Raw genomic sequence first — 16,870 nt, 5'->3', positions numbered from 1 at the left:
CGCTTAATGAAACGTATGGTGCTTTAGGCTTTTTCCAGCAAAACTATTCTTGGCTTTTTTCCCGCACCTACATCAAAGCAAAACCTCAAACATGGACTGCAACAGCCTCTCCACGAGTGCACGATAACGTCCCCTCTGGAAAGGACGGGTAAATATTACATTTCAAAGTTGAAATTCATGATTGCATCAAGCAACAAGTTTCAGCTTCATGGTTTCGATCTGCTGGTGCAAACGCCCGACATCCCCCTCTGTCGGCCGCACGCGGCGCAAGGCATGGGCCTGCCCGGCAATATCGCTAAGCCCCACATTGATGGCTGCCCCCTTGATCGTGTGCAGAACCCGGTCGATTTCATCCGGGTTGTCCCGCAGCAACGCCTTGTTCAATTCCACCATCAGGAGTTCCGCATCGGTGAAGAAGGACTCGATCAATTCCCGGTAGACATCCTCGCCCAGCGCCTCGACCAGTTCTTCATATCGGCTTTCATCCAGTCCATGCATTTCGTTCAAATGTTCCTGAAGGGTCAGTGGGGGAAGCGACGGGCTTGCGGCATCCATGAGGGACGGATCGACCAACGGAAAAGCCGAACCGGCAGGCATCACCTGAGCCTCCGCCTCGGCGTGTTCCAGGGGCGCAAATGTCAGGATGACCTCGCGCAGGCGGTCCATGGTGACGGGCTTGGATTCGAAGCCGGTCATCCCGGCGGCGCGGCAGCGGCGACGATCGTCGTCAGAGGCATTCGCCGTCATGGCGATGATCGGCGTGAGCGCGGAAGGGCCACCCCTGGCGATGATTTCGCGGGTTGCCTCGATCCCATCCATGACCGGCATCTGCATATCCATGAGAATAAGGTCGAAGACGGCCTCTTCCGTCAATGTCACGGCCTCCGCCCCATCCCCGGCAACAACCACCTCCTGTCCAAGCTTGGCAAGAAAACGAGTGGCAACCTGCTGATTGACCTTGTTGTCCTCGACCAGCAGGATCCTCAGTCGCGGGAAATCCTCATCCGGCAGCTTGCTGGCGCAAACCTTCTGGCGCACTTCGGATTTGTTGGCGGCAATCACCGGCAGCTCGAACCAGAAAATACTGCCAACGCCAACCGTGCTGCTCAGGCCAAGCTCGCCACCCAGCTTTTCGACGATCTGCTTGCAGATGGTAAGGCCAAGCCCGGTGCCGCCATATTTGCGGCTGATACTGGCATCGACCTGCGAAAAAGGCTTGAAGAGCTTTGCAAGACCGGTCTCATCGATACCGATGCCGGTATCTTCCACCTCGAAGCGCAGCATCAGTGCACTGCCGCGATAGAATTCGCGCAGCCGCAATGTCACCGTTCCCTGCTTTGTGAACTTCACCGCATTGCTCAACAGATTGAGCATGACCTGGCGCAGGCGCGTCGGATCGGTGCGCACATAAAGCGCATCCAGCGACACCGGAATATCGAGAACCAGCCTGTTGCCCTGGCTGACCGCGCGGCCCTGCATGATGGCCGCCGTGCTTTCCATGAGGCCCGCAATATCGACCACGCGCTCTTCCAGCTCAAGCTTGCCATGTTCGATCTTGGAGTAATCGAGAACCTCGTTGATGACCTCCAGCAGCGCTTCGCCGGAAGAGCGGATGGTCTTCACACTGCCAAGGGCATCCTGCGGCAGTTCGGAATATTCCAGAAGCTCGGCCATGCCGAGAATGGCGTTGAGCGGCGTGCGGATTTCGTGGCCCATCGTGGCCATGAACTGCGATTTGGCGCGGTTTCCGGCATCGGCGGCCTCATAGGCATCGGAAAGCTCACGGGTCAGAATTTCCAGCCGCTGGCTTGAAACCTGCGCCGCTTCCAGTTGCCGCCGAAGCTTGAAGACCAGAAAAATAACCGAAGCGAGCAATAGCGCCAGCATCACGGCGGAGGTGCGCTCCAGTTCGATTATGGTGGCGCGAATAGAGGAGCGCTCGTCTCCCACATAGGTGTTGGTGTAGATAAGGAGCGCTTCCGTTTCCTTCTCCAGCCTTGCAAAATTATCGGCAAGCCGGGCAAGATCGTCCTGCGAGGGCACCCATCCCGTCACCAGCTGGTTGAATTGCGGCTCAACGGTCATGATCAATTCGTTTATGGCCGCAAGATGCCCGTCGATGACCGCATTGCCGCGAAAATAATCGCCAAAACGCGAATTGCTCATGAGGTTCTTGCGAGAGAACAGAATATCGTAGCGTAGCGCAAGATTATTGAGGCTGGACTGATCGGGCGTTTGCAAGCGCCTCAGATCGGAAACCGCGCCCACCATGGTGCGGGCCTCCCGGTCCATCTGATAGGCCGACCACACGGCATTTTCCCGCACATCGTCGTAAAGCAGCCGGAAGCGGTCCGATACATCCTTGAACAGCAAGAGAAACGTGACGAGCAGCACCCCGGACAGCAAGTGCAGGATGAACGTGATTTTCGGCTTCGGCTGCCGCGTTCCAGGTCTGCTGCGCGGGGGTCGGATCACGGAAGAACCTCGATTTCCCGGATTTGCCAGACCGAGCGGGCAAAATATTTTTCCGTGAAGAGCTTTGTATCCAGATCGAAGGGATAGACCAGCATCAACGGCCCCTTGTCCCGAACGGGCATCAGCTTGCCGTCCTGACGGGTCGCCAGAATGGTTTCGAGCGTTTCGGCATCGCTTACCGGCACGTCGGCCTTGTAATCATTGAGCGCGCGGACGACGAGAACACGTCCGCTGGCGCCTGCCGCCTTCAGCACTTCGCGCAGCAGCGGGCCGGAATATGCCACCGTGCCCTTTACCCACGGGGTTTCCATGCGACCCGAACGGCCCGGCAGCGCTTCAAGCATGGCAAGGTCGAAATCTGCCTCGCCGGCCCGGTTGGGCTGGCTGACATTCCCCTTGATCGTCAGGATAACCGGCCCTTTCGGCTGTTCCAGCGCAAAGGCAGGCACCATGGACACCGCCAGAAAGCCAAGGAGAACGAAGGGAAAATGCCGGCGTCTCATATCCACTCCCCCTGAGGCGCTGCGTTACGTCGGCTGAAATGATTGGCAATGAGCTGGCGGAAGGCGAGCGCCTCAACCGGCTTGGTCAGGAAATCGTCGATTCCGGCATCGCGCGCGGCCTGGCGCAAACGCGGCTCGTTATCCGACGTAACCATGACGATCGGCACGCCGTCGTAACGGCTGAGCTGGCGAATGGCTTTTGCAAATTGCAACCCGCTCATGCCCGGCAGGATCTGATCCACGATCAGAAGCGAGAATTGCTCGTTGTGACAATGGGCCAGCGCACTGCTTGCATCGGCCTCCACGACGATCTCCTCATCAACCACTTTCTTGGCCAGATGCTTCAGGATCATTGCATTCGTCGGGTTATCCTCGACTATCAGAATGCTCAACGTCATGCTCCTTTTGTCTTCGGCACCAGTGGTTTGATCGGTATTGGGACCGGACGGCATCCAAACTCTTCCTCCCACCGGATTGAGCCCCGATGGACGTCCATAATTAGCAGCGAGGCACTGAGATTGATTAAAGCAATCGAATAGAATTTTAGTTTTTTCGATTGTGCGCAGGATAAAAGAGACAGAACTTGACAAAGCGCAGGTTATTCCAACGAATACAATCTCTTAAGGAAAAACGGCATTCATCGCGCGCGTAAGCGCATTTCCGCCTCCAGCGCGGAAAACGCCCGCAAAATCAGATTGCCAGCCGCATTTCCGGACGGAAAACCGCAGCTGCACTTTTCCTGGAAATGCTCAGGACAGCACGGACCCCGACAGGCGGCGGGCCAGTTCGCGCGGCTGGCGGATGATGATGGCGTCGGGCGCCTTTTCAATCACCGCATCCTGCATGAGCCGCGACATTTCGCGCGACACCGTTTCGCGGCTGGCACCGATGTAATCGGCAAGCTCCGCGTGAATGAGGGCGGGCCGGATGATGCGCCGTTCCTCATGCTCGTCCATTGGGCGCGACAGGCGCAGCAGGCTGCTGTAAAGCCGCATCCGGGCATCGAGATGGGACATTTCCGTCATCCGCTGCTGCAAGGCGCGAAATCGGGAAACGATCAGCACCATCACTGCCATGGCGACCTGTGGGCGGGTCTCGATCATCTCCCGCAGCACGGTGCCGGGAAGCTGAACCAGCGTCAGATTATTATCGGCCACCATTCTGGCAGAATAGGGAGCGCCGTCCAAAAGCGACAATTCGCCGACAAGCTGACAGGGGCCTACCCCATCCAGCAACAATTCCTTGCGCTGATTGAGCTTGACCGCGATCCGCAGAAACCCATCAAGCGCAAAAAAGACATTCTCGGCTTTTCCGCCATAATCGAAAACAATCGTTCCGGCCGCCAGTTCGCTGACGCGGCATTGCCTTGACCAATAAAGATCATCATCTTCCGAGAGGGTGGAAAACACCCCCACCCGGCGCAACAAGCCTTTGCCCTCATCGACCATCGAGACCCTCACCCTTCTGCCGGGGAAACCGTAGCGAGGGTTGGAATGCGACCGGCGTGAAACGCACCATCGGCTCCATGGCTATGCCTGTTGCTCGCCAAGTTCCGCCAGTGCCTCGCCCCAGACATCGGTCAGCGCAAATCCGGCATGGAGGGGGTCGAAGGCATCGAGCGCCACCTGATGCAGGCCAAAGGTGAAACCCCGGCCTCGGATGGTCGGAATGACGGCAGGCCGCCCCGCCACCTCGCTTATGCCGGAAAGCCCCACCTCGAATTGCGAGCCGATAATCGATCGTGACAGAAAACTTTCGCCCGGCCGCACCTTGCCGCGGGCATGGAGAACGGCAAGATTGGCGGAGTTCCCCGTTCCGCACGGCGAACGATCCACGCGACCCGGCCACATCGTCGTGCAGGTGCGCACGGCCCCATCGGGATCGACATCCCGGAACATGACATAGGCCACCCCGGAAATGGCCGGGATCTCCGGATGCACCACCTCGAACTGGCGATTGACCGCCTGACGCAGCACCATGCCCGCCTCCACCAGCCGCCGGGCCTGACCGGGCTCTATCCGCAGACCGATCTGGCTGACATCGACCAGCGCATAGAAGATACCGCCATAGGCAAGGTCGAAGCGGATTTCCCCCCATTTCGGCAGGTCGATCACGGCATCCAGCCTATGCACGAAGGAGGGAACCATGGTCAGGGACACGCTTTCGCAATGCCCGTCACGGCATGTTGCCGTGGCCCGAACCAGCCCGGCCGCCGTTTCCAGCATCACCACGGTCTCCGGCTCCGACATCTCGATCATGCCGCTTTCCAGAAGCGCCGTCGTCACGCAGATGGAATTGGAGCCGGAACTGGCATGAGCCTGATCCGGCTGAAGGATGATGAAAGCGGCATCTGCCTGCGGATGCTTTGGCGGCAACAGCAGATTGACCGAACCGATCGGCGCTCCACGCGGCTCCAGAACCAGAAAATGCCGAAGTTCCTTGCCCTTTGGGTCGCTGTTCAGCCAGGCGAGCTGCTCTGCAACATTTGCGCCGGGTATTTTCGGCACGCCTCCAATCGCGACCTTGCCGATCTCCCCCTCGCAATGAACGTCGAGGAGCTGCATCACACGCTTCCACCGCATCGGCAATCTTTCCCTCTACAGCCCTCGCCTTCTCTGCAAATGCTTTTAACAACAAGTTCGCAAGATCGAAAGAGCCGGCGCGCTCACTGCGGCACCGTATCGCCCACCGCGCCGAGCGTGCCGGTGGCATTCTCGCCGAGCCTCTTCCACTGTCCGGCGTAATTGCGGCGCGTTCGTGGATCGAAAATGGTAATAGGCGCACTGATCACCGTACTGGCGGCCTGCCCCACCGTGCTGGTCGCGCCAAGGGTAACGGCGCCCAGCGCCTCGCCGAAGCCGACATCGGAAGATGTGACCTCCTGTCCGGCAATCAGCCGCTGGCCAATGAGCTTCACCACTTCCGGGCTTGCGGCGAATTTGCCATGGTTCAGCCGGTCTCCGGCCTTGAGCTTGGTTAAATCCAGAACCGTGATGCCCGCCTGCTCCAGCCGCGAGCGGTAAGGCTCCTGCGCCGGATTGATCTGGCCGAGACGATCGACATTGCCGGAAATGCGCCGTGAAATGCTCAAGGCCCGGTCATCGCGTGAAACGAAAAGCGTAAAATGCGGCGGCTTCTTGCCCAGCGCGCCAAACTGGCGCCCGAAGACATCCACATCGAGATCCGGCGATGCCAGAATGATATTGCCGATTTTGCCGTTGACCTTTCCGTGGCGGATTGCCATCTGCCGAAGCGCCTCGACGGCCAGCCAGGAGCCCATGGAATGGGCCATGACGGTCACTTCCGAAACCTGCGGATCGCGCACGATACGGGTCAGCATGTCCTCCAGCGCATCGCGGGAATAATTGGTGCTTTCCTTGTCGTAGTTATAATCGAAAATGCTGGCGCGCGAGGGCCAGGTGAAGACCACCGGCACGACGTCGGCGCGGGAATCATGGGCGATCTGGGCGAAGCGATAGACCGATTCCTCGTAGGTATTGTTGAAGCCATGGACGAAAACCAGCACGCGCCGCTTGCCCGGCAGATGCGCGTGAAGCCAGGCCTGTCCCTTGGCTTCCGAAAGAATGGGCTCCACGCCCAGCGTCGCAAAATCGCGTCTGGGATCGGGCGGCAATTTTTTCGGCCATTGCACCTCGCCGATCTTGCGATTGGCATCCGGCGGAACGGATACGCTTACCGCATCCACCATCAGGCCGGAGCCACGCTCGCCGCTGAACAGAAAGGCCTTGTCCACCGCCGGATCGCGGGTTGTGGCCACCAGCATCTGCACAGTTGTCGCGCCTTCAGGCTGTGCCAGCCTCACAGGCTGCATCACGCCTTCCACGCGGCCTGCACAGGCAGAAAGAATGGAAAGAACCAGTCCCAACGCAGCAACCCGGCCAGCTCGCACACCCGGATGGCTCCCGAGCCCCCGGCGCGAGAAAAACCCGGCCATTCTCCCCGCAACCTGCTCGCACGGATTATCGTCATGCGAAAGCGGGTTGGAATGAAACCCGGACAGCCGTTCCGTCATCGTCAAACATCCTTGCCAGATATGGCTTTATGGAAGTGCCGGAACTGCTTTATCGTCATTTATGGGGAAAGGCCAGACAGAAACCGCTTTCCCGTCAATCGGCGGCCCTTGGGCGAGAGCCTCGCCTCTGGCCTTTCGCCCGTCAGTGCAGACTGACGGTCCGCAGCTCGTCTTCCGCGGCCTTGAAGAAGGTGGAGGAGCGATTATCGGTCAACAGGATCGGCGTGCCATCGGCAGCAAACAGCGCCCAGAGATCGGAGCGGGGGTCTATCTCGGGAGCGTCGGGAAAGCAGTTCGTGACTTCATCATACCGGATCCGGCGCACATAGGCCACTTCGCCGGAGCCCAGATGGGCAAGCTCGGTCTTGGTGAGGTTCGGGGTCGCTTCTTTAATCAACATTCCGCATCTCCTTCAGTGAGGGAGTGGCGGATGATCCGCCATGGTCCTACTTTGAAGCGGAAATGTTAATTTTTCTCACCACGTCCTGCGGTTCGGGGCGTTCCAGTTCAATCACCAGCAGTCCATTGCGAAGCTGGGCTCCGGCCACATCCATGCCTTCCGCCATGACGAAAACCCGCTGGAACTGACGCGCCGCGATGCCACGGAACAGATAGTCCGCATCCGCCCGCTCTGCCTGCGCCCCGCTGATGATCAACTGACGGCCTTCGACCGTCACATCCAGCTCGTGCTCACTGAAGCCCGCCACGGCCAGCGTAATGCGCAGGCGATGCACGCCAGCCTCGCGCAGCAGCTCTATATTATAGGGCGGGTATCCGTCATTGGCGCGGGCCAGCTGAGCCGCCAGCGCCTCGGTGAAATCGAACCCCAGAAGAAGCGGCGTTGAGACGGGTTTCAGTCTGCGCATTTCATCCTCTGTCTGCCGTGGCGCCCTTGCGGGCCATAGCGGCGGAACGATCACCGGCCCCGCCAATGTCTGCGGATGGCGCTGGCCGGGCTGGCCGCGTCCATTCCGTTTCAAGCAATATGGGAATGCGTGGCTCGCTTCGCAAGCGTCTTGCCGCATAGACCGCCTGCAATGGGCGAATGCTTGACAAGCCCGGCGCAAGCTGGTCTTCACTCGCCATCATCAGCAGGATCACGACCATGGCTCAACCCCGAAAGATCATCATCGACACCGATCCCGGCCAGGACGACGCAGCCGCCATCATGCTGGCGCTGGCAAGCCCCCAGGAGCTGGAGGTTCTGGGCCTGACCGTGGTTGCCGGCAATGTGCCGCTGTCCATGACCAGCCGCAATGCCCGCATCGTTTGCGAACTGGCCGGACGCCCCGATCTGCCCGTCTACGAGGGCGCGCTGAAGCCTCTGGAGCGCCCGCAGGTGACGGCAGAACATGTGCATGGCAAGACGGGGCTTGATGGCGCGGTGGTCGATGAGCCCGTCATGACCGTAAGCGACCAGCACGCGGTCGATTTCATCATCGACACGGTCCGCCGCGAGGAGCCCGGCACCGTCACGCTCTGCACGCTGGGCCCGCAGACCAACATTGCGCTTGCCCTGCAAAAAGCGCCCGACATTGCGCCCCGTCTGCGCGAAATCGTCATGATGGGGGGCGGCTTTTTCGAGGGCGGCAACATCACCCCGGCCGCCGAGTTCAATGTCTATGTCGATCCTCAGGCCACGAAGATCGTCTTTACCTCCGGCGTTCCGATCGTGATGATGCCGCTCGACGTCACGCATCAGCTTCTCACCACCAGGGAGCGCGTGGCCCGCATTGCCGCCATCGGCACCCGGCCCGCTCAGGTCATGGTGGAATGGCTGCAATTCTTCGAACGGTTCGATATTGAGAAATACGGCTCCGACGGCGGCCCGCTGCATGATCCTACCGTCATTGCCTATCTGCTTCAGCCGGCGCTTTTCTCCGGTCGTCACTGCAATGTCGAGATCGAGACGGTCTCCGATCTCACCGTGGGAATGACGGTGGTGGATTGGTGGAAGGTGACGGGCCGCACGCCCAACGCCATGGTGATGCGCAATGTCGATGCGGACGGCTTCTTTGCCCTGCTGACAGAGCGACTTGCCCGTTTGTGACGCGAACCTCAAGGCCCATCATGTTGCAGCCCGCTTCCCTTGCCGATCCAGCCGATTTCGCGCACGTGCGCGAATGGGTTTTCGATCTTGATAATACGCTCTATCCCCATCGCATCAATCTGTTCGCCGAGATAGACCGCAATATGACGGCCTATGTCGCGGCGCTTTTGCAATTGGAGCATGACGAAGCGCGCGCGCTGCAAAAGCGTTATTATCACGACCACGGCACGACGCTGGCGGGTCTCATGCTTCATCATGGCGTGAACCCGGACGATTTTCTGGAAAAGGCCCACGCCATCGATTACTCCCGCCTTTTGCCGGACGAGGGCCTTGGCATTGCGATAAAGGCGCTACCCGGCCGCAAATTCATTTTCACCAACGGAACGGTGGCCCATGCGCAGGCCGCCGCCCGCGCCCTTGGAATCCTCGATCATTTCGACGACATTTTCGACATCGTGGCGGCGGGTTACGTGCCAAAGCCCGCCGGAGCGACCTATGATAAATTCGCCAGCCTGACAGGTCTCGATGCCTCGAAAGCAGCGATGTTCGAGGATCTTCCCCGCAATCTTGCCGTACCCAAGGCGCTCGGAATGAAAACGGTCCTCATCGTGCCGCGCAATCTCGATGAGGTGGTGCTGGAGCAGTGGGAAAGGCTGGAGACCTCCGAGGGGCGCGAGCATGTCGATTACGTCACCGACGATCTTGCCGGCTTTCTTGAACGCCTTAACCCCTTTAAAGCTTCAGAGCGGCGCCCCGGTTGACCGGGATCGCCGCTCTGAAGCTTTGCTTTGACGCATTTCCGGACGGAAAACCGTGAATACACTTTTCCTGGAAATGCTTTAGAACTCCGACCATTCCTATTGCATGGCCGTGTTTCCTTGTGCGGCAAATCTTGCAACTCTGTGCTGGGGGCTGCTCGTAACAGGCTTTTCACCCTCGAGGGTGCGGTAAGAAATTTCCACCGTCTGCTGGCCCGGCTGATAATCGAGGCGGAACTCAGCAACGAGGTCGCGAAGCTTTCCGGCCTCTTGAGCCAATGTCGTGGCCGCTGCGGTCGATTGTTCGACCATGGCCGCGTTTTGCTGGGTTGTCTGGTCCATCTGATTGACGGCCACGTTCACTTCCGCAAGCCCTGTCGATTGCTCGCGCGCCGATGTTGCGATGGCCTGCATGTGATGGTTGATCGTTGCAATATAGCTTCCGATCGTCTTGAGAGCCTCGCCGGTGTTTCTTACGAGCTTGACGCCACTCTCGACCTCCAATGTGGAATTCTGGATCAGCCCCTTGATTTCCTTGGCGGCCTGCGCCGAGCGTTGCGCAAGTTCACGCACTTCCTGAGCAACGACCGCAAAGCCTTTGCCTGCCTCTCCGGCGCGTGCGGCCTCGACACCCGCGTTGAGGGCCAGAAGATTCGTCTGGAAAGCAATCTCGTCGATCACGCCGATGATATTGGAAATCTGCTGGCTGGACTGCTCGATACGCTGCATTGCCTCTTCGGCGTGGGAGACAACCGCGACCGATTGCGTGGCGCTCTGGTTTGCCGTCTGCGCCACCTGTCGCGCCTCGTCCGTCAACTGGCTTGAACTGGAAACATTCGAGGTGATCTCATCCAGCGCTGCGGCCGTCTCTTCCAGCGCGGCGGCCTGTTGCTCCGTGCGCTTGGAAAGGTCCGATGCACCGGCCGAAATTTCCTGCGTGCCGAGATCCATGTTGCGCACGGCCACCGACACGCCAGAGATTGCCTGCGACAATTGCCGGATCGTCGCGTTGAAATCGGTGCGCAACCCCTCATATTCGGGCGCGAATTCCTCTTCGATATGGCACGTCAAATCGCCGCCCGCCAGCCGCTTCATGCTGTTGCCAAGCACTTCGGTCGCCAGCCGCAGCTGGTCTGCTTCCCGCTCGATACGACGCTGCTCCGCAAGTCTGACCTCATCGGCCTCCATCTGCATACGGTCGGCTTGCGCTTCCAGTTCCCGCGCCTTGATGCCATTAACCTTGAACACTTGCACGGCACGCGCCATCACGCCGACTTCATCGGCACGATCGATTCCGGCAATCTCCGTTTCAAGGTCGCCGTCCGCCAGAAGTCCCATCTTGCTTGCCAGCTGCCTGACGGGCGTGACGAGACTTGCCCTGATACCGAAGAACCCGATAAGGCAAACGGCCACCAATCCGACGACAATACCGCTTGCCATCGAAAGGATTGTGAAATTCGACAGGTCGGTCAGTTCGTCGCTCCGCTTGCTGGCGACATCCATGAGACGAGCGGACTGCGCGACCATCGACTTGGTAAGCTCGCGGAATTTCGGCTGGCAGACCTGAAGGAAATCCTTCTGGATCATCTCGTTCGTGGCAACGTCCGTGCTTGTCTGCGCTCTCGAGACGATATCCTTGCACACGACGTTGATGGTCTTGAGACCATCGGCTTTCAATTGCTTGAGAACAGTGTCGTCGGGCTGCATCTCGATCGCCGTGTTCATCGCCGCGTCGAAACCGGAAACGGCCTGATCGAACTCCTCCTGCGATCGTTTCCGCAGAGGCAGGCTGGTGATGATCATCAGATCGCCAATCACCGATCGCACGGTCTGGAAGCTGCGGCCCGCCTGCGCAATGGACGTCGCCGCTGCCGATTCATGATCGATCAGGCTGCGGTAACTGTCGTCGATAAGGCGAATTTTCGTCGCGGCGAAAATTGTTATGGCGACAGCGAAGACTGCGAAGACGCCTATGATCATCAGGAACTTTCCGATGATGGGTATGTTTTTCATACTGTTCCCCTGCGGCAAGGATGTGAGACCTTATCGCCGCACCGTTTTCGCAAGCATGAGCGGAAGGCCCATGTCAGATGAAAGGGGCCAGAAGACTGTCCCCCAACAAGCACCGATCGGTCGATATGTGACGGATAATCTATGCACTGAGTGCAAATTTTAAGTTAATACCATTATTTTAAATAAATGGCTAAATTACGAAATTATACGTATTTTATTATTAAATTTTTCTACTGAAATCCATTGTCGTAGATTTAGAAAATATGATCTGAGTATTGTTGATTTTATTTGAACGATTTTCGGTCCGGTTGGGTCGCAGCGGACCCTATCGAAGCCGAAGGTCCGTTGAAGCCGGTCAGCAGGCCGGGCGCCGCCCCCCCCCTCATTGAGCGGCATTCAGGCGCGGGAAGGGCGAAATCCTGATCTGCAAAAGCCCGCCAAACGACCCATGCCCGCGTCGAGATCGTTATCTTACAAAATTGTAATCACGCCTTACCGAACCGTAAGTGGTTTTCTGCGTTGTGCTGACCTAACTTTGAATTGTCAGAACGACACGTAAGGAGACACCATGAACACCCGGAAGACCACACTATCCGCCCTGGCTGCCGTGCTGCTCGTCAGCACATCCTTCGGCGCCGTCATGGCCGAGGAAGGTAAGGGTCCGAAGGCCCCCCCGGAGCCTCCGGGTGACGCTGCCTGCGGACCACGCCCGATGATGATGCGCGGCCCGGCGGCCATGTTCATTCATGCCCTGCAACAATTCGACGCCAACAAGGACGGCAAGATTTCCAAGGATGAGGCCAAGGGCGCCGAGGAAAAGCTGTTTGCAGCAATCGACACCAACAAGGACGGCACTCTGACGCCCGGTGAGTTGCGCAAGTTCCACGAGGCCCGCATGGAAGCCATGAAGGCCGAAAAGCCGCCAATGCCGCCCAAGCCGGAAGATGGCAAGGCCCCGCCGCCCCCGCCCGGTGCCCCAGACAAGGCCGCAAACGATGCAAAGGGACCGCCGGATGGCGCCATGCCCGGAATGGGACCGATGGATGACGAGGATGGCCCGATGGGCGGCTGCGGCCCGATGGGTCCCGACCATGCCGGACCCGGCCCGAAAGGCCATGAACGCCCCGGCGAGCGCGGTCATGACCGCCACGGACCGGAATTTGGCGAGCGCGATGGTCCGCATCACGGCCCCCACCAGGGCATGATGGGTCCGAAGCACATGTTCCGCGAACTGGATACGGATGAAAACGGCCAGATCAGCAAGGCCGAAGCCGATGCCGGTCTCGACAAGCTGTTCGACCGCCTCGACACCAACAAGGATGGCTTCATCTCCGCCGACGACTTCCCGGCAGGTCCGGCGCTTATCCCGGCCGGCAAGTAAGCGACGGCTCGCCCTTACCGTCAGGCCCGCCCCTACCGTCAGGCCCGCCATGGCACATCATGGCGGGCTTTTCCGTGTTTGCCGAACCACTCCCTTCGGAGCAAGGCGGCATATCAGGCGAGGCTGCGCAACGCCTGATCCAGATCCTCCAGCAGATCCTGACTATCTTCGATACCGCAGGAAAGGCGCAGTGTGCCGCCGGTGATACCCGCTTCGAAGCGCGCCTCTTCCGGCAGGTTCTTGTGCGTGGTGGTGGCCGGGTGGGTAATGAGGCTCTTGGCATCGCCGAGGTTATTGGAAATCCTGATGATTTCCAGCGCATTCTGAAGTGCGAAGGCGGCGGGCTTGTCGCCCTTCAGTTCGAAGCAAACCAGCGTCGATCCGCCCGTCATCTGCCGGGCAATGATGTCGGCCTGCGGATGATCCTTGCGGCCCGGATAGATCACCTTGGCCACCTTGGGATGCTCCGCCAGAAAATCGGCGATACGCGCGGCGTTCTCCGTTTGCTGGCGCACGCGCAACGGCAGGGTTTCAACCCCCTTCAGCAGCGTCCAGGCATTGAAGGGCGACATGGCCGGACCCGTATGGCGGAAGTAGTCCCGCAGGTTTTCCTCGATCCAGTCCTTGGACGACAGCACGATGCCGCCCAGGCACCGGCCCTGACCGTCAATATGCTTGGTGGCCGAATAGACCACGACATGCGCTCCAAGAGACAGCGGATTTTGAAAGAGCGGCGTGGCAAAGACGTTATCGACCACCACCTTGGCGCCTATCTGGTTGGCCAGCCTCGACACGGCTGCTATATCGACCACTTCCAGCGTCGGATTGGTCGGGCTTTCCAGAAAGAACACCTTGGTATTGGGCCGCACGGCCGCTTCCCAGTTGGCAATCTCGCGGCCATCGACCAGTGTGCATTCGACGCCATATTTCGGCGCCAGCGTTTCCACCACCCAGCGGCAGGAGCCAAACAGCGCGCGCGCCGCCACGATATGATCGCCAGCCTTCACCTGACACATGATGGCCGCCGTGACCGCCGCCATGCCCGATGCGGTGGCACGGGCATCTTCGGCACCTTCCAGCAGACACATGCGCTGTTCGAACATGGCATTGGTGGGGCTGCCGAAACGGGCATAGATAAAGCCGTCATCCTCGCCCTTGAAGCGCGCTTCCGCCGCTTCGGAGGTGTCGTAGACAAAGCCTTGGGTAAGGTAGATCGCCTCGGAGGTTTCACCATAGGGTGAACGCAATGTGCCGCCATGCACGAGCTTGGTGGCCGGACGCCAGGTCTTGCTCATCGTGTCTCAAGCCTTCTCAAACAAAAACCGGTCGTAAAACGGACCGGCTTTGAGAAAACCCGGTCTATTTAGCCAGTTATTTAACGTGGCTGCAAGCCGACCGGCCAAATCACCACGGGATAACTTGGCATACGCCCATCATGGTCTTGCGTCAATTGGCAGACTTTGATTTTGTTCGCCCAGTCTATGAAGGATAAAATGAACCCATGACGGGAATTCTTGCGGATCGCGCAATCGGCGAACTTTTCGAGCAGGCGCGGCTGAGGTCGGAGGGGACGCTGGATCACGACCAGATCCAGCCTGCAAGCCTCGACCTTCGTCTCGGCTCCAGGGCTCTTCGCGTGCGCGCAAGCTTCATGCCGGGCAAAAACAGCCGCGTGGCCGACAAGCTGGAGCGGCTGACGCTGCACGAGATCGACCTCACGCAGGGCGCCGTGCTGGAGACGGGCTGCGTCTATATCGTGCCGCTGATGGAAAGCCTCGACCTGCCGGAAGCGCTTTCCGCTTCCACCAATCCGAAAAGCTCGACCGGTCGGCTGGATATTTTCACCCGTGTCATGGTGGATTACGGACAGGAATTCGACAAGATCCCCGCAGGCTATAAGGGTCCGCTCTATCTCGAAATCAGCCCGCGTACCTTTCCCATCATCGTGCGGCGGGGTTCGCGACTGTCGCAAATCCGCTTCCGCAGCGGCCAGGCGCTGTTGAGCGATGCGGAAATGCAGGCCCTGCATGAGGCCGAAACGCTGGTTGCAAGCGAGGCGCCGAATATTTCCGGCAGCGGCATTGCCCTTTCCATCGATCTCAAGGGCACGGGCCCGGAAGGCCTGATCGGCTATCGCGGCAAGCACCACACGGCCGTGATCGATGTGGATCGCAAGGCCGCCCACGATCTTCTCGATTTCTGGGAGCCGCTCTACAGCCGTGGGCGAAACGAATTGATCCTCGATCCCGACGAATTCTACATTCTCGTCTCGCGAGAGGCGGTGCATGTCCCGCCGCTTTATGCGGCGGAAATGACACCCTATGACACGCTCGTCGGCGAATTTCGCGTGCATTATGCAGGCTTCTTCGATCCCGGCTTTGGCCATGCCGCCGCAGGCGGCACCGGCAGCAAGGCCGTTCTGGAAGTGCGCAGCCACGAAGTCCCCTATATTCTGGAGGATGGGCAGATCATCGGCAGGCTGGTCTACGAGCGCATGACCGAGCGCCCGCAAGCGCTCTACGGCAGCGGCGCAGGCTCGAACTATCAGGCACAGGGCCTGAAATTGTCCAAGCATTTCCGCCTTTCATGAGAGGGCGCATTTACCGCCGACAGGCTTGACATCGCCGCGCAAGTATAGGAACTGTGCGCGGGCAAGGCGGGTGTAGCTCAATGGTAGAGCAGCAGCTTCCCAAGCTGAATACGAGGGTTCGATTCCCTTCACCCGCTCCAGCGCCGTTCTGGAGCTTGCAGGAGACCATAAGACGCTTTCCCCAAAAACAATTGAACGCAAGTGACGCAGCGAAGCCTGCTGTTTTCGTTCGATGTAAAAATTCGGAGTTTCTGCCTGTGGCCTTCGGCAGCTCATCTTCATGCCCCAAAGTTATCTGGATGCTCTGGCTGCAAGGATGGGACAAGGCACCAGAAATAGCCCGGCTTTCCCGCCGCTCTTGGGAAATCTCCAATCCGGGCTGGCGCGTTGAGGCACTGACGCTGGAAACGGCAGGGCGCTTCATTCCGCAGGAACTACTTGCCGAATATACGGCGACCTCGAAACCGCCGGAAGCTCTCGCCAACCTGATCCGCACCGAACTTCTTTATCGCTACGGTGGGGTCTGGGCCGACGCCACCACCCTTTGCGCACGACCGCTGGATGACTGGCTGCCTACCGCAATAGCAACAGGCTTTTTCGCCTTTCACCAGCCTGGACCCGACAGGATGTTGTCGAACTGGTTTCTGGCAGCCAGCAAGGGTTCGCGCATCATTGCCGACTGGCGAGAGGAAGGACGAGCCTATTGGGAGGGCCGCAGCGAACGCGATATCTACTTCTGGCATCACCGCTGCTTTGCCTGGGCCTATGAAAAACACGCGGAATTCCGTAAGCTCTGGGACAGTACACCGAAAATTCCTGCTGCCAACCCTTTCCATTTCGGCCCGAACTCCGCCGCGCTGCTTGCGCCGCCCGGCCGCGAAATCGAGGCGTTGCTGAAATCTCCGCCGGTGCCGGTCTTCAAGCTGACGCATAAATTTACCAACAGGCCGGATGAGCATTCTCTCTATCAACGACTGCTAGAGTTTGCCGCCAGGCAAAAGTCTCCGAGCCGGCTACGGCGGCTGGCCGGTTGGCTTGTCAACTTGGCAAAGTGACCGCCAAAGACG

General features: G+C 59.2%; 16 protein-coding genes, 1 tRNA gene and 1 riboswitch. Of the genes, 6 read left to right on the top strand and 11 right to left on the bottom strand.

All coding sequences use genetic code 11. From position 1 onward, the window contains the following. Positions 1 to 186: 186 nt before the first annotated feature. The 9 genes from T424_RS0104755 to T424_RS20215 form a co-directional block, all read right to left on the bottom strand. Complete coding sequence (locus T424_RS0104755) at positions 187 to 2,475, bottom strand: ATP-binding protein (RefSeq protein WP_037066646.1); 2,289 nt, start codon at positions 2,473 to 2,475, stop codon at positions 187 to 189. Then, on the bottom strand, positions 2,472 to 2,978 hold the full coding sequence (locus T424_RS0104750; RefSeq protein WP_027486702.1) for a molybdopterin-dependent oxidoreductase: 507 nt from the start codon (positions 2,976 to 2,978) through the stop codon (positions 2,472 to 2,474). Before T424_RS0104750 ends, T424_RS0104755 begins: the two co-directional genes overlap by 4 nt. Beyond that, positions 2,975 to 3,430: a response regulator gene (locus tag T424_RS20220; RefSeq protein ID WP_245269426.1), complete on the bottom strand. Its 456-nt coding sequence runs from the start codon at positions 3,428 to 3,430 to the stop codon at positions 2,975 to 2,977. Before T424_RS20220 ends, T424_RS0104750 begins: the two co-directional genes overlap by 4 nt. Positions 3,431 to 3,727: 297 nt before the next feature. After that, positions 3,728 to 4,426, bottom strand: coding sequence for a Crp/Fnr family transcriptional regulator (locus T424_RS0104735; RefSeq protein WP_027486701.1), 699 nt, complete (start codon positions 4,424 to 4,426; stop codon positions 3,728 to 3,730). An 81-nt stretch (positions 4,427 to 4,507) separates the two neighbouring features. Next, entirely contained in the window at positions 4,508 to 5,560 is a 1,053-nt protein-coding gene (locus T424_RS0104730) for a proline racemase family protein (RefSeq protein WP_027486700.1), read from the bottom strand. Between the two features lie 83 nt (positions 5,561 to 5,643). Further along, a complete protein-coding gene (locus T424_RS0104725; protein ID WP_084268397.1) occupies positions 5,644 to 6,933 on the bottom strand; it encodes an alpha/beta hydrolase in 1,290 nt (429 codons plus the stop codon). 220 nt (positions 6,934 to 7,153) lie between these two features. Next, complete coding sequence (locus T424_RS0104720) at positions 7,154 to 7,411, bottom strand: BQ00720 family protein (protein WP_027486698.1); 258 nt, start codon at positions 7,409 to 7,411, stop codon at positions 7,154 to 7,156. Between the two features lie 46 nt (positions 7,412 to 7,457). Then, complete coding sequence (locus T424_RS0104715; RefSeq protein WP_027486697.1) at positions 7,458 to 7,877, bottom strand: Hsp20 family protein; 420 nt, start codon at positions 7,875 to 7,877, stop codon at positions 7,458 to 7,460. Between the two features lies 1 nt (position 7,878). Then, the gene (locus T424_RS20215; RefSeq protein ID WP_037066643.1) at positions 7,879 to 8,118 is read right to left on the bottom strand and encodes a hypothetical protein; all 240 of its coding nucleotides are present in this window, start codon (positions 8,116 to 8,118) and stop codon (positions 7,879 to 7,881) included. On the opposite strand from T424_RS20215, the gene T424_RS0104710 reads away from it, so the two are divergent. Continuing rightward, positions 8,117 to 9,061 (top strand): nucleoside hydrolase, encoded by a 945-nt coding sequence (locus tag T424_RS0104710; protein ID WP_027486696.1) that lies wholly within the window; start codon positions 8,117 to 8,119, stop codon positions 9,059 to 9,061. The two genes, T424_RS20215 and T424_RS0104710, sit on opposite strands and share 2 nt — an antisense overlap. A 17-nt stretch (positions 9,062 to 9,078) precedes the next feature. Continuing rightward, positions 9,079 to 9,822, top strand: a complete 744-nt coding sequence (locus T424_RS0104705; protein WP_161712530.1) for a pyrimidine 5'-nucleotidase — start codon at positions 9,079 to 9,081, stop codon at positions 9,820 to 9,822. A 96-nt stretch (positions 9,823 to 9,918) separates the two neighbouring features. Here T424_RS0104705 and T424_RS23175 read toward each other — a convergent pair whose 3' ends face one another. After that, positions 9,919 to 11,832 carry a methyl-accepting chemotaxis protein gene (locus T424_RS23175; protein ID WP_051558792.1) on the bottom strand — a complete coding sequence of 638 codons (1,914 nt, stop codon included), beginning with the start codon at positions 11,830 to 11,832 and terminating at the stop codon, positions 9,919 to 9,921. Between the two features lie 568 nt (positions 11,833 to 12,400). On the opposite strand from T424_RS23175, the gene T424_RS0104695 reads away from it, so the two are divergent. Beyond that, positions 12,401 to 13,213 (top strand): EF-hand domain-containing protein, encoded by an 813-nt coding sequence (locus tag T424_RS0104695; protein ID WP_027486694.1) that lies wholly within the window; start codon positions 12,401 to 12,403, stop codon positions 13,211 to 13,213. Between the two features lie 113 nt (positions 13,214 to 13,326). Here T424_RS0104695 and T424_RS0104690 read toward each other — a convergent pair whose 3' ends face one another. Then, entirely contained in the window at positions 13,327 to 14,508 is a 1,182-nt protein-coding gene (locus tag T424_RS0104690; RefSeq protein ID WP_027486693.1) for an O-succinylhomoserine sulfhydrylase, read from the bottom strand. Between the two features lie 47 nt (positions 14,509 to 14,555). Beyond that, positions 14,556 to 14,634: riboswitch (SAM riboswitch) on the bottom strand. 80 nt (positions 14,635 to 14,714) lie between these two features. Here T424_RS0104690 and T424_RS0104685 point away from each other — a divergent pair. The 3 genes from T424_RS0104685 to T424_RS21695 all read left to right on the top strand — a co-directional run bounded on the left by T424_RS0104685 (position 14,715) and on the right by T424_RS21695 (position 16,858). Beyond that, complete coding sequence (locus tag T424_RS0104685) at positions 14,715 to 15,803, top strand: 2'-deoxycytidine 5'-triphosphate deaminase (RefSeq protein ID WP_027486692.1); 1,089 nt, start codon at positions 14,715 to 14,717, stop codon at positions 15,801 to 15,803. Between the two features lie 66 nt (positions 15,804 to 15,869). Next, positions 15,870 to 15,943: transfer RNA gene (locus tag T424_RS0104680), tRNA-Gly, on the top strand. A 117-nt stretch (positions 15,944 to 16,060) separates the two neighbouring features. Next, positions 16,061 to 16,858, top strand: coding sequence for a capsular polysaccharide synthesis protein (locus tag T424_RS21695; protein ID WP_154664801.1), 798 nt, complete (start codon positions 16,061 to 16,063; stop codon positions 16,856 to 16,858). Positions 16,859 to 16,870: the final 12 nt, after the last annotated feature.

The organism is Allorhizobium undicola ORS 992 = ATCC 700741 (assembly GCF_000621665.1).
In the GTDB taxonomy this organism is placed as follows: domain Bacteria; phylum Pseudomonadota; class Alphaproteobacteria; order Rhizobiales; family Rhizobiaceae; genus Allorhizobium; species Allorhizobium undicola.
This window is presented reverse-complemented; position numbering and strand designations above follow the sequence as displayed.